A 12,869-nucleotide genomic window follows, 5' to 3' on the forward strand; every position below is an offset into this window, starting at 1 on the left:
CAGCGGATATGCAAAGAAACATGCCACACATGGTACGTCATCTACGTATAGAAAATCGTATGGATACAGCTCAGCCGTATCCATACGATTTTCTATACGCGCGGCGGAACCAGATACAGCCGTTCCGTCTCCCGCTGGATCTGCAGCATGCCGGTGCGGATCATTTCTTCATCACATCCCGCATAACTCAAACGGATAAAATGACGCTTCATTGCCTGCTGACTGCAGGCAATGCTGGGGATCACCTTGATATTCTGCCGCTGGAGAAGGCTCCAAAGTTCGACAGACTCCACATTTTCCGGCAGCTGGACCCAGAAAAATGCGCCGCCGCTTTCATTGTGATAGGGCAGGCTCAAAAAGCGGGAGGCCTCGATCATCTGCCGCATCAGTGTCCGCTTGCGCGCATAGTCCTGCCGCAGCGTCTGAATATGCCGTTCATATAAGCCCTGCTTGATGTAAAGCGCCAGGGCCTCCTGCATGATGGCCGGCGTGGCGACATCCGCGTTGAACTTCGCGGCGGTGATCCGGCGTTCAAACCGTTCCGGGACCACCATATAGCCGAGACGAAGCCCCGGAGCCAGACACTTTGAAAAAGAGGTCAGATAGATGACCTGGTCGTGTGCCTTGGTATTCCAGAGCGTGCTTTTTTGCCCGCCTTCAAAATACAGCTCCCCTAAGCAGTCGTCCTCAATGATCACAAATCCGTGCTGCTCGGCCAGCGTTAAAATGGCCGCACGCTTTTCGGGGCTGAATGTCACATTGGTGGGGCACTGGAAATTTGCCATGGTGTAGTAATAATCGACAGGAATACGGGACAAGATGCCCTCAAGCGCCGCAAGATCCGGCCCATCTTCCTCCATGGAAACTGTCTCGATCTGCGCCCCGGCCCGCTGAAAGGAATTCGTTGCCACGGAATAGCCCGGATCATCCACCAGCACCACAGAGTTCTTGCTGATGATGGACTGACAGATCAAATTGATCCCCTGCTGGCATCCGTTGATAATATGCAGATGCTCCGGGCAGACCGTCTCTCCCCTCTGGGCAAAGTTCTCGCAGATCACATCCCGAAGCGCGGGAATCCCGCGGGTCGGAGGACGCCGGAGCAGCTCTTCCGGCTTGTCCTGCGCCAGCTTCTGAATGAGTCCGGCAAAGCTCCGGGACTCCTCTATCCCCACGACCGGCGTGCTGCTCGCAAAGTCGATCCACCCTTCCGACAGGCTCTGCCCGTGCTCAAAGCTGTCCAGCATAACGGTGTCAGAATAGAATTCCAGGCTGTCTAACGGCAGAACGTAGCAGCCGCTCCCGTGGCGCTTTTGGATATAGCGGTTCACCTCCAGCATGTCATAGGCTTTTTCGACCGTAGAGATATTCACGCCATATTTCCGGCTCATAAAGCGATAGGACGGAAGCGAAGTCCCAGGCAAAATATGCCCACGCAGGATCTGGTTTTTGATCTCTGTGTAAATCTGATAGTGCAGGCTTTTTTCACCGTCACGCTGTAAGTGAAGGGGCTCCATACGAGAACATGCTCCTTTTCCGCAGCAAAGTGTTCCCATACAGTTTATCAACTGTCCGCAACACTTTCAAGCTCCAAATGATTGTGGAAGGTAAAATCAGATGCTATAAATGGATTATAGCATGTTTGTCAAATGTTTAAAATGCGTAAAACAAATCGACTTACAAAAGAGAAACGAAAGGAACGATACCATGAACGATCATACATACAGCGTATCCACCGACATTCTGCACGGCGTACATATAAAGAATCCGGCGGGCGCACTGTCCACTCCCATCTTCCAGACCTCCACATTTGTGTTTGACAGTGCCGAACAGGGCGGCCGCCGCTTTTCCGGTCAGGAGGACGGCTTCATCTATTCCCGTCTGGGGAATCCCACCACAGATCAGCTGGAGAAAAAAATCGCTCACCTGGAGGGCGGCGAGGACTGCGCTGCGTTCTCCTCCGGCATGGGCGCGATCTCCGGTACGCTGCTCTCCCTGCTCCGCTGCGGCGATCATCTGGTGGCGGACCGCACCCTGTACGGCTGCACCTTTGCCCTGATCAACGAGACCCTGCCGAAGTTCGGCATTCAGGTGGATTCCATTGATATGAGCGATATGGAACTGTTCAAGTCCACCCTTCGTCCCGACACCAAAATGGTCTATTTCGAGACCATTGCCAACCCCAGCATGAAGGTCATTGACATTGAGGCCGTGGCCGCTTATGTGCATCAGGTGGCCCCTGAATGCCTGGTCGTGGTGGACAATACATTCGCCACTCCCCTGCTGGTGAAGCCCCTGTCCCTGGGTGCCGACATTGTTGTCCACAGTGCCACAAAGTATCTCAATGGCCATGGCGATGTGGTCGCAGGCTTCTCCGTCTCCCGCAAGGAGCTGATGGATACCATTCGTCTGGTGGGCCTGAAGGATGTGACCGGCGCAGTGCTGGGACCCCAGGAGGCGTATCTGATCCTCCGCGGCCTGAAGACACTGAAGATCCGCATGGACGCTGTCTGCGCGAACACGCTGAAGGTCGTAGATTTCCTCACCAAATCCCCCTATGTCAAAAAGGTGTTCTTCCCCGGTCTGGAGAGCAATGCGGACTACACTGTGGCCAGGAAGGAGCTGAAGCAGTTCGGAGGCATGGTCTCCTTTGAGATGGGCAGCTTTGAAGAGGCAAAGAAAGTGCTGAATTGTGTGAAGCTCTGCACGTTGGCAGTCAGTCTGGGTGACTGCGAGACGCTGATCCAGCATCCCGCCTCCATGACGCACTCCATGTGCACGAAGGAAGAGATCGAAGCCGCCGGATTTTCTGACCGTCTGATCCGCCTGTCCGTCGGTCTGGAAGCGCCTGAGGATATCATCACGGATCTCCAGCAGGCCTTTGAAGCCGCTGACTAACCTTGTCTGAAACAACCTGCCCGATCTGAACAAATGTGCGTCATTTGTGGGAACCGGGCAGGTTGTTTTTATCTCCAAGCCCTTGTGAAGCAATGGTTTGGAACTCTTTATCGACTGCAGCAATTTATGCGGTTTCTATGTCAGAAGAAGTGTCCCTGAAAAAAGCGATATAGACATCCCGGCAGATATCATAGGTACAAAACCAGAAGTTTTTCCCTGAGCGTACTCTATTGTGCGTGAACAAATGCGTTTGATAGGAAAGTCAATGGGAAAAGATCGAGGGCGTGGATATTCCAGAAGGAGAATTTGTCCATGTGCCTGTCCGCTTAAAGAATGCTCCCACCGGTAGAGCGGTTGGAAAGCCGCAAAAGCGGCAGCTTGTGCAGATCATGGCACGGAAAAGCGCACGTTTGCTTTTTTATATTTTCCGGCCATAACAATCCCCCCCCTGATGTAGTTTTATTTTTCTACATCAGGGGGGAATTTGTTTATGATCCGCTTCTACTGGGGCAGTTCAGACCCCCGCGGTGTTTTCAGCAGAATCGATCAGGCGGCCTTGGCCGTCACCGCGGGAATAACCTTCTGGCTGAAGTTCGCCAGGAACTCAGCGACCTGATAGCGGGGAGCGGGAGCGGTGGGGGCCAGCTTGCCGTCGATGCCGTCGGCGACACCGGCGCCGCAGGCCCACTGCATGGCGGGCATGGCGTACTCACCGATGCTTCCGGCATCGGGATAAGAGAGGATATTGGTGTCCTCGCCCACGGAGACGTCATAGCCCATGAACTGGGCGTAGCGGTACAGGATGGTCAGGAACTGCTGGCGGGAGATGGCCTGGCCGGGGGCAAAGGTGGTATCTGTGGTGCCCTTGGTCAAACCGTTCTCCGCGGCCCAGGCGATGGCCTTGACAAAGGGAGAGGTCGCGGCCACATCGCCGAAGGGATTGGCGGCCTTGGGCTCGGGAGAGCCGTTCATGCGCCAGAGGACCGTGACCATCTGGCCCCGGGTCAGGGTGGAGGCGGGCGCGAAGGTGGTATCCGTGGTGCCCTTGAAGATGTTGTTGTCGTAGCAGTACTTCACAGCCTCATAATAGGCGTCGCTGACAGCCACGTCGGTGAAGGGCAGCTCGCTGACAGGGGCCTTGATGGTGATGCGGCCCTCGGGCTCGCCATAGGCCTTCTTGGCAACGACGCCATCCAGCTCGGTGGTGATGTAGTCCATGACCACCTCATCCATGGCAATGCCCAGATCGTAGTTGGAGGAAGCGGCGCTGAAGGCATAGTAGGTGTCGCCGCCGGCGGCCATGAAGTCGTTGGTGGCGATGGTGTAGACCGTCTTTTCATTGAAAGCCTTGCCGCCCACGGACTGGATGCTCACGCGGTTGATGCTGTTGGGCTCATGATAGGTGGAGCCGGGATACAGATCGCCCTGGTCAAAGGTCTTGCTGGTATCCACTGTGAAAACGATGCCGCTGACCTGGGGGAAGCCGCCGATGGCGGTGGGGGTGCAGTAGGTAGAGGCCTCCAGAGCTTCCAGCAGCTCGGCGCCGGTGACCTTGACGATGCTCAGAGTATTGCCGAAGGGCAGAACGGTGTTGATATCCTTCTTGGTGATGTCGCCCTTGTCGATGGAGGCGCGGATGCCGCCGCCGTTGGTCACGGCCGCGTCAACGCTCTCGCCGTTTTTCTTGGCGCCCCAGACCAGAGCGTCGGTGATCAGGTTGCCCAGGTTGGTCTCCTCGGTGCGGTTGCCGGGGGCCTTCGCGCCGTTCAGGTCCACCTCGGTCTCGGCAAACACGGTGCCGTAATCGTCGTCGATCTCCTTCTGGATGGCGGCGGCGCGGGCGGCGACTTCCTTGTCGCTGGAGACCAGCGTGTCGGTGGAGAGGCTGGCCGTGGTGATCTCACCCTTGGGGGAGATGGTCACGACGCCCACATTGGCCAGCTTCGTGCCGGTGGAGGTGACGGGGGTCTTGATGCCGGCAGCTGCCTCCTGCACTTCCTCCAGGGTGGAGTGGGAATGGCCGTCGATGAACACGTCGATGCCGTCCACGGCCTTCAGCAGGTCGATGGAACGGTTGCCCGCGGACTCGTCATCGATGCCCAGGTGGCCCAGACAGACGATGTAGGAGCAGCCCTCAGCCTTCAGGGCCTTCACCTGCGCCTGGGCGCAGGCGAACATCTCCTTGCCGGCGAGGAACTCCACGCCCTTGATCTTGGCGGGGTGGGCCTTGGTGGCGGTCTCGGGGGTGTCCAGGCCGAACACGCCGATCTTCGTGCCGTTGGGGGCGGTGAAGACCACATGGTCGTTGAAGGCCACCTTGCCCTTGTACTCGATGTTGGCGGCCACGATGGGGAACTCGGCCTTTTCAGCCAGCTCCGTCAGGTTGGCGTAGCCATAGTCGAACTCATGGTTGCCGGGAGCGGCCGCGTCATATCCCGCCATATTCATCAGTTCGATGGCCGTTGCGCCCTCGGACACGCTGACGGTAGGATCGCCCTGGCTGAAGTCGCCGGCGTCCACCAGAAGCACATAGGCGCCTTCGGCCTTGTAGGCCTCCTTCAATGCGGCCACCTTTGCATAACCGCCGATGGCGCCGTGGACGTCATTGGTGTGCAGGATGACGATGCTTCCATCCAAAGAGCCCTTGGTCTCGTCCGCGCTGGCTGTAACAGCCAGGGAGAACATCATGGCCACAGCCAGAAGCAGGGACAGAATTTTCTTCTTCATTCTTTTTCCTCCTTGTTTTTTTCACCGACAACTGGTCCTTCCAGTTTGTCTTTTTTATTATATCATATTTCAGTCGATTGAACAGCCAAAAAATGGGGGAACCGTTAGAAAAAAGGCAGTCAAATTTGTAAGCTTTTTGAAATCCCGGCCAATGCCTGGAAATCCTGTCCAAGGTATGTTATATTGGATACAAGATCACGGAACGGAGGAATTGCATATGCGAACACTGTTCAAGGGCGGCACTGTGGTGAGCGGCGCCGGCATGAAGCGGGCCGACCTGCTGGCCGACGGCGAAAAAATCGTGAGCCTGGGCCGGAACATCAGCGCGGAGGCGGACAGCATCGTGGATGTGTCCGGCTGTCTGCTGTTCCCCGGCTTTATCGACGCCCACACCCATTTTGACCTGGACGTGGCGGGCACCACCACGGCGGACGACTTCACCACCGGCAGCCGGGCTGCTCTCCGGGGCGGCACCACCACGGTCATCGACTTCGCCTGCCCCAACAAGGGTGAATCCCTGCACCACGGCCTGGACCTGTGGCACCGGAAGGCCGACGGCCGCACCTTCTGCGATTACGGCTTCCACATGACCATCGACGACTGGAACGAATCCATCCGGGCGGAGCTGCCGGACATGTTCGCCAAGGGCGTCTCCTCCTTCAAGATGTATATGACCTATCCCGCCATGATGGTGGGCGACCGGGACATGTACTGGGCGCTGAAGGAGCTGAGATCCTTGGGAGGCATCTGCGGCGTCCACTGCGAAAACGCCGGCGTTATCGACGGCATGATCGCGGAGCGGAAAAACGCCGGAGACCTCTCCCCCGCCAGCCATCCCCTGACCCGCCCGCCCTATCTGGAGGCGGAGGCGGTGAGCCGCCTGCTGCGCATCGCCCAGGCGGCGGACTGCCCGGTGGTCATCGTCCACCTGACCAACCATGAAGCCCTGAAAGAGGTGGAGCACGCCCGGGCCCGGGGCCAAAAGGTCTATGTGGAGACCTGCCCCCAGTATCTGCTGCTGGACGAGAGCGTCTATTTCAACGAGGACTGGTCCCAGGCGGCCCGGTACGTCTGTGCCCCGCCCATCCGGGAGAAGGCGGAGCAGGACTGCCTGTGGAAGGCCCTGAAGCGGGGGGAGATCCAGACCATCTCCACGGACCACTGCTCCTTCACCCTGGCGCAGAAGGAACTGGGCCGGGAGGACTTCACCAAGATCCCCGGCGGCCTGCCCGGCGTGGAGACCCGGGGCGAGCTGATCTGGTCCTACGGCGTGGCGAAAAAACGCATCACCGCCGCCAAGATGTGCAAGGCCCTGTGCGAAAACCCCGCCCGGCTGTACGGTCTCTTCCCCCGGAAGGGCACCCTCAAGCCCGGCAGCGACGCGGACATCGTGGTCTACGATCCCGGCGCCAGCCATGTCATCCGGGCCGACGACTGCGCCGCCAATGTGGATTACAACCCCTATGAGGGCTTTGTCACCGCCGGCGGCATCCGGCAGGTGTGGCTCCGGGGCAGTCTGGCCGTGGAAAACGGCAAGGTCCTGATGGAAACGCCCCAGGGCCGGTACATGGCCCGTGGAAAATGCTCCCTGTGACCGCAGACAGCTCCGCCCCCAACCGGGCGGAGCTGTTTTTTTGTATCAGGAAAGGCCCTTGGGTATTGCAAGTGCCCCATGGCCGCTGCATGTTTGCTTTCCAGCTTTATCCTCTGTGTTCTCTCCCCAAAATGCAGCCGGAATTGAAAAAGAGGCCCCGGCATGGGGCCTCTCTCCGCTTATTCTCCCCAGACCACGTCCACGATGGTGACGTCCTGGAATTCGATAAACTCGCTTTTGAGGATATAATCCGTCTTGCCGATGCGGACCTCCTGCTCGCCCACCTTGGTGGTCATCACCTCGGCGGTGGGGGTCTCTGTGACAACCGTGAACAGCAGGGTGGTGTGTGCGGCATCCTCCACCCAATTGCCGCCGGCGTCCAGCACATAGTAGGGCGTCTGCTCCACCGCCACGATCTCGCCGCCCACCAGGGCGCCGGAGGCCATTAGCGGAGAGGGCAGATGGGCCTTGCAGTTTTCATACAGCTCCGCCGGTACGCCCTCCGCCCGGACCGTATAGGTGACTTTGGTCATGTCCCGCTGGACGCTCTCGCCGCTCCCTCTGCTCAGGAGCTTTGCGCCCACCAGCGCCAGCACCGCCAGGATCAGGATCACCGCGATGATATCGATGATATTGAATTTTCCAATGTGTTTTGCTTTTTGTTCCATGGTCTCCTCCATCACGGACGCTGGCGCGTCCGGTTTTTCCCGTGTGGACAATGTTCGTCAGATATTGTATAATATTTTCCGCGATTCCACAAGACCATTTTCGTATTTCGTAAAAGTGAGGTCTTTTCATGAAAGTCATTCATCTTATCAGCGGCGGCGACTCCGGCGGCGCCAAGACCCATGTGCTGAGCCTGCTGCAAGATCTGAACCGGACCATCACCGCCCAGCTGGTGTGCTTCCGGGACGGTCCCTTTGCCGAGGAGGCCCGGCAGATGGGCATTCCCACCATGATCTGCGGCGGCAACCATGTGCTCCGCACCCGGCGGGTGCTGGCCGCTTATATCCAGGAGGGCGGCTATCAGCTCATCCACTGCCACGGGGCCCGGGCCAACATGATCGGCGCTTTGCTGCAGGGCGTCACCGGCCTGCCGGTGGTCAGCACCGTCCACAGCGACTACAGGCTGGACTACATGGGCCGTCCCCTCAGCCGTCTGACCTTCGGCACCATCAACGCCTGGGCGCTGCGGAAGCTGGACTACCGCATCGGCGTGTCCGACGCCATGGTGGACCTGCTGATCTCCCGGGGCTTCGCACCCGACCGGTTTTACGCCATCTATAACGGCATCGACTTCACCCCCGCCCCGGACCAGGGGGACCGCCTCCCCTATCTGCGGAGCCTGGGGGCCGATGTGGATGAGGATTCCGTGGTGGTGGGCATCGCCGCCCGGCTGAACCCGGTCAAGGATATGTCCACCCTGATCCGGGGCTTTGCCGCGGGCTATGCCCGCTGTCCCCGCCTGCGGCTGGTCATCGCCGGAGACGGCGAGGAGCGGGACAAGCTGGCCGCTTTGGCCCGCGAGCTGGGCGTGGAAAAGCAGGTCACCTTCGCCGGATGGATCAGCGGCGGCATGGACCGCTTCTATTCCGCCCTGGATATCAACGCCCTCACCAGCTTGTCCGAGACCTTCCCCTACGCCCTGACCGAGGGCACCCGGTTCCATCTGGCCACCGTGGCCACTGCCGTGGGCGGCATCCCCTATCTCATTGACCAGGACGTGAACGGCTATCTGTTCGCCCCCGGAGACTGGGAGGCATTGGGGCAGCACCTGGCCGCTCTCGGCAGTGACGACGCCCTGCGCCGCGGCATGGGGGAAAAGCTGTTTGAAAAGGCGTCCACCCAGTTCTCCATTCAAAAAACGGTGGACACCCAGCTGCACATCTATGAGGAGATCCTCCGCCGCCACAGCCGTCCCAAGACGGCCCGGGACGGCGTGGTCATCTGCGGCGCCTACGGCCGGGGCAACGCCGGAGACGACGCCATCCTGGAGGCCATTTTACAGGAGATGCGTTCCATCGACCCGGACATGCCCGCGCTGGTCCTCAGCAAGGACCCCAAGAGCACCCGGCTGACCTACCGCGTCCCCTCCGTCAGCCGCATGAACATCCCCGCCTGGCACAAGGCCATGCGCCGCGCCAAGCTCTATATCAACGGCGGCGGCAGCCTGATCCAGGATGTGACCTCCCGCCGCTCCCTGTGGTACTACCTCCACAACATCCAAAGCGCCAAGAAGTGCGGCTGCAAGGTGCAGATGTACGGCTGCGGCATCGGCCCCGTCACCCGGGAGAACCACCGGAAGCTGGCGGCCAAGGTGCTGAACCGCAGTGTGGATATCATCACCCTGCGGGAGCCGGACTCCCAGGCGGAGCTGCAGGCCATGGGTGTCACAAAGCCTGAGATCCTGCTCACCGCCGACCCGGCGCTGACCCTGCGCAGGGTCTCCGACACCAAGACGGACAGTGTGATGCTCCGGGCGGGCATTCCGCCCCACGGCAGGTATCTCTGCTTTGCCCTGCGGCGCTGGAAGGGCTTTGAGGAAAAGGCCCCCCTGTTCGGCGCGGCGGCGCAGTACGCCTACGAGACCCACGGCCTGACGCCGGTGTTCCTGGCGGTGGAAAAGCACCTGGACCCCGGCGCCGGACAGCTGGCTGCCCAGGGGCTGGACGATATCCCCCACTATTTTCTGGACGACGCCGGAAGCGCCGGGACCATCATCGGCGCCCTCTCCCGGATGGAGGTAGTGGTGTCCATGCGGCTCCACGCGCTGATCTTCGCCGCCGGACAGGGCATTCCCCTGGCGGGCGTGGTGTATGATCCCAAGGTGTCCTCCTTCCTGCGGTACATCGGGCAGGAGAACTTTACGGACCTGGACGCCCTGACAGCGGAAAGCCTTCAGGCGATGATCGACCAGGCCGCCGCCAAGGCGGCCCATCCCGAGGCCCAGGCTGCCGCGGTGGAACGGCTCCAGGAGATGGAACAGCGAAATGTGGAAGCGGCCCGGAGGCTGCTGGACGCATGAAGAACAAAGCCGGAGGCGGTCTGTTGACAGCCTCCGGCTTTTCAAAATATCCGCTTGATACAGAGCGCCCCGCCGCCGTCCCTCATCTCGGGCCGCACCGCTCCCGCTGAACGGAGATGGTCTCCAGGGTCTCTCCCAGCTGGTTGAAGATCGCCGACACCAGATGCAGGTCATGGTCATTCAACTGGCTGGCGATGGACACCGCCAGCGTATTGACGGCAGTGGTCAGGGCCAATGGGTCACACTCACAGCGTTTCATGACATCCCCCCTGCCATCCTATGCGGCAACCTCCGGGTTTGCCGCTTTCCCCGGCAGAACGAGCGGCCAGGCAGGGTCATTTCCGGGCGCCGGTGCGGTCCTTCACGCTGCCCGCCACCGGCGGCTCCGCGTGGGGCGCTCCCGCATGGTGGGCGTTGGTGTGGACATTGATGTACTGCGCCTTCAGCTTGGAATACATGATGGTTTGGCTGGAATACAGGCCGTTATAGCCGGAGAGCATGTAGCTGATGCCGCAGGCCAGGGCAAAATACAGCAGTCCCCCATCCCCGAACAGCTCCACAGCCAGGAAGATCGAGGTGAGCGGGCAGTTGGTGGCGCCGCAGAACACCGCCGCCAGGCCCAGCGCCGCCGCAAAGCCGGCGGGGATACCCAGCAGCGGACCGGCCACGCAGCCGAAGGTGGCCCCCACGAAGAAGGACGGCACCACCTCGCCGCCCTTGAAACCAGCGGCCAGTGTCACGGCGGTAAACAGCAGCTTCAGCAGGAACGCCGCCGGATGGGCGGTCCCCTGCTCCACAGCGGCGGTGACCACGTCCATGCCCGCGCCGTTGTAATCCGTGGTGCCGCAGAGATAGGTCAGGGCGATGACGGCGAAGCCGCCCACCACCGCCCGGAGCCAGGGATTGGGCAGGCGTTTTTTCATCTGGTGCTCCGCGAAGTGGATGACGCTGCAGAACAAAATGGACACCATCGCGCACAGCGCCGCCAGGATCGCTACCCGCACCATCAGCCCCGCCTCCAGCTCCGGCATCTCCACGGCAAAGCGGGTGGGCTCCACGCCCATCAAAAGCGACACGCCATAGGCCACCAGGGCGGCGGTCAGGCAGGGGATAAAGGCCGCATGGTACAAAACACCGATGCTGATGACCACGATGGCGAACACCGACGCGGCCAGGGGCGTGCCGAACAGCGCGGAGAAAAAGGCCGCCATGCCCGCCATGGTGGCGGTGCGCAGGTCCCGGTCATCCAGGTGGAAGAGCCTGCCGGTGTTGTATCCGATGGTGCCGCCCATCTGAAGAGCCGCGCCCTCCCGTCCGGCGGAGCCGCCGCACAGGTGCGTCAGCACGGTACCCAGAAAAATCGAGGGCAGCAGCCAGATGGAGAGCTCTTTTCCGAGGTGGACCGCATCGATGATATCGTTGGTCCCCTGCCCCTCTGTCCTGAACAGCTTGTAAACGCCCACAATGGCCAGGCCGGCCAGGGGCAGGCACCACAAAAGCCAGGGATGGGCGTCCCGCAGAGCCGTGGCCTCGTGGACGCCGATATGGAACAGCGAGCCGATCACGCCGCAGAGCACGCCGGTCACGGCCGCCAGGATCAGCCACTTTCCCAGCGCCTGGACATACAGCCCGCAGTGCTTCAGCCAGGCCCAGGCGCGTTTCCCGTGTTCGTTTTCCACGTCCATAAGCCTCCTTATGCCTGCACTGTTGCGGCGTCAAAGCGGCCTTCCAGCAGATCCGGCGCCTTCAGGTAGCGCTCAAAGGCGGCAAAGAAACGGGAATACTCGATGCCCGTGGCGATGCGCTCATCCATCACCACGCCCAGGGGCATCTGCTTCTTCCGGCTGTCTGCGGGAGCCATGGGGTTCACCACCGGCTTTCCCATGCAGATGAACACGCTGGTGGTGCCGAACTCGTAGCAGTGGTGGAAAATAAACCGGGTGTTGATGGAGGCCAGGTTCGTGATGAACAGGCTGGTGTGGAAGGGGCTCAGATCGATGATCTTCCGGGGCAGCAGTCCGTGGAGGTCCAAATGATAGGCCGCCCAAAACACGAACCGGGCAAGTCCGGGAATGGAGAAGGCCATATTTGCGAATTTATCCGTGGTGTTGTTGTGCACCGCCTCCAGATTCCGGTCTATGTGCTCCTGGATCTTCTGGCTGATGGTGAATACATCGTCCGCCGGGTCCAGAAAGACCTTCAGGGAGGTCTCGTCCGGCGTGCCGTCGGCCCGGGTCTTCAGGATCACAAAGCTGAAGCAGAAGTGGTTCCGCTTGTATACCTTGCGGTTCATGATGAAATAATTCACTTTGGGATTTTCCAGCGCCGCCTTGTAATAGGCAGCCACCAGCACGCTCATGTGGGTCACATGGCGGCCCTCCCGCCGCTTCTGGCGGATATAGCCCTTGATGATATCCTCATCCACAAAATCGCTGGCCCAGTTCTGGGCGTCAAACCGCTTTGGCATAACGTACGGCAGGGCCTGTACAATGGGTGTCAGGTTCTTGACCCGGGTTCCGTCCGGTCTCATAGCAAGTTCCTCGTTCTTTCCTAAACTGGCGGAGGCTCTTCTTCCGCTGTGCACATACACAGGTATTATATAAAAATTTTGCTAAAATTTCAATG

Annotated in this window: 9 protein-coding genes; 3 read left to right on the forward strand and 6 right to left on the reverse strand. The window is 60.1% G+C overall.

Annotated elements, in window-relative coordinates; translation table 11 throughout:
• Positions 1-92 precede the first annotated feature (92 nt).
• A complete protein-coding gene (locus tag Q0Z71_RS02125; protein WP_298017575.1) occupies positions 93-1,517 on the reverse strand; it encodes a PLP-dependent aminotransferase family protein in 1,425 nt (474 codons plus the stop codon).
• Between the two features lie 190 nt (positions 1,518-1,707).
• On the opposite strand from Q0Z71_RS02125, the gene Q0Z71_RS02130 reads away from it, so the two are divergent.
• Positions 1,708-2,898, forward strand: coding sequence for an aminotransferase class V-fold PLP-dependent enzyme (locus Q0Z71_RS02130; protein WP_298017579.1), 1,191 nt, complete (start codon positions 1,708-1,710; stop codon positions 2,896-2,898).
• Positions 2,899-3,444: 546 nt separating this feature from the next.
• Here Q0Z71_RS02130 and Q0Z71_RS02135 read toward each other — a convergent pair.
• A complete protein-coding gene (locus tag Q0Z71_RS02135) occupies positions 3,445-5,625 on the reverse strand; it encodes a 5'-nucleotidase C-terminal domain-containing protein (RefSeq protein WP_298017581.1) in 2,181 nt (726 codons plus the stop codon).
• Positions 5,626-5,842: 217 nt separating this feature from the next.
• On the opposite strand from Q0Z71_RS02135, the gene hydA reads away from it, so the two are divergent.
• On the forward strand, positions 5,843-7,219 hold the full coding sequence (hydA, locus tag Q0Z71_RS02140; RefSeq protein ID WP_298017584.1) for a dihydropyrimidinase: 1,377 nt from the start codon (positions 5,843-5,845) through the stop codon (positions 7,217-7,219).
• A 179-nt stretch (positions 7,220-7,398) separates the two neighbouring features.
• Here hydA and Q0Z71_RS02145 read toward each other — a convergent pair whose 3' ends face one another.
• A complete protein-coding gene (locus tag Q0Z71_RS02145) occupies positions 7,399-7,887 on the reverse strand; it encodes a DUF4330 family protein (protein ID WP_298017587.1) in 489 nt (162 codons plus the stop codon).
• 128 nt (positions 7,888-8,015) lie between these two features.
• On the opposite strand from Q0Z71_RS02145, the gene csaB reads away from it, so the two are divergent.
• Positions 8,016-10,244 (forward strand): polysaccharide pyruvyl transferase CsaB, encoded by a 2,229-nt coding sequence (gene csaB, locus Q0Z71_RS02150; RefSeq protein ID WP_298017589.1) that lies wholly within the window; start codon positions 8,016-8,018, stop codon positions 10,242-10,244.
• A gap of 82 nt (positions 10,245-10,326) precedes the next feature.
• Here csaB and Q0Z71_RS02155 read toward each other — a convergent pair whose 3' ends face one another.
• The 3 genes from Q0Z71_RS02155 to Q0Z71_RS02165 form a co-directional block, all read right to left on the reverse strand.
• Entirely contained in the window at positions 10,327-10,503 is a 177-nt protein-coding gene (locus tag Q0Z71_RS02155; RefSeq protein ID WP_298017592.1) for a DUF6774 domain-containing protein, read from the reverse strand.
• A gap of 76 nt (positions 10,504-10,579) precedes the next feature.
• The gene (locus Q0Z71_RS02160) at positions 10,580-11,872 is read right to left on the reverse strand and encodes a chloride channel protein (RefSeq protein ID WP_298017804.1); all 1,293 of its coding nucleotides are present in this window, start codon (positions 11,870-11,872) and stop codon (positions 10,580-10,582) included.
• A 65-nt stretch (positions 11,873-11,937) separates the two neighbouring features.
• Entirely contained in the window at positions 11,938-12,774 is an 837-nt protein-coding gene (locus tag Q0Z71_RS02165) for a hypothetical protein (RefSeq protein WP_298017594.1), read from the reverse strand.
• Between the last annotated feature and the right edge of the window lie 95 nt (positions 12,775-12,869).

It is taken from the genome of uncultured Dysosmobacter sp., from assembly GCF_947631635.1.
Taxonomy (GTDB): domain Bacteria; phylum Bacillota; class Clostridia; order Oscillospirales; family Oscillospiraceae; genus Oscillibacter.

Excerpts from the sequence above, each read along its gene's own strand:
- Q0Z71_RS02125 (WP_298017575.1), bottom strand. The coding sequence starts at position 1,517 with ATGGAGCCCCTTCACTTACAGCGTGACGGTGAAAAAAGCCTGCACTAT.
- Q0Z71_RS02165 (WP_298017594.1), bottom strand. The coding sequence starts at position 12,774 with ATGAGACCGGACGGAACCCGGGTCAAGAACCTGACACCCATTGTACAG.
- hydA (WP_298017584.1), top strand. The coding sequence starts at position 5,843 with ATGCGAACACTGTTCAAGGGCGGCACTGTGGTGAGCGGCGCCGGCATG.
- Q0Z71_RS02155 (WP_298017592.1), bottom strand. The coding sequence starts at position 10,503 with ATGAAACGCTGTGAGTGTGACCCATTGGCCCTGACCACTGCCGTCAAT.
- Q0Z71_RS02130 (WP_298017579.1), top strand. The coding sequence starts at position 1,708 with ATGAACGATCATACATACAGCGTATCCACCGACATTCTGCACGGCGTA.
- csaB (WP_298017589.1), top strand. The coding sequence starts at position 8,016 with ATGAAAGTCATTCATCTTATCAGCGGCGGCGACTCCGGCGGCGCCAAG.
- Q0Z71_RS02145 (WP_298017587.1), bottom strand. The coding sequence starts at position 7,887 with ATGGAACAAAAAGCAAAACACATTGGAAAATTCAATATCATCGATATC.
- Q0Z71_RS02135 (WP_298017581.1), bottom strand. The coding sequence starts at position 5,625 with ATGAAGAAGAAAATTCTGTCCCTGCTTCTGGCTGTGGCCATGATGTTC.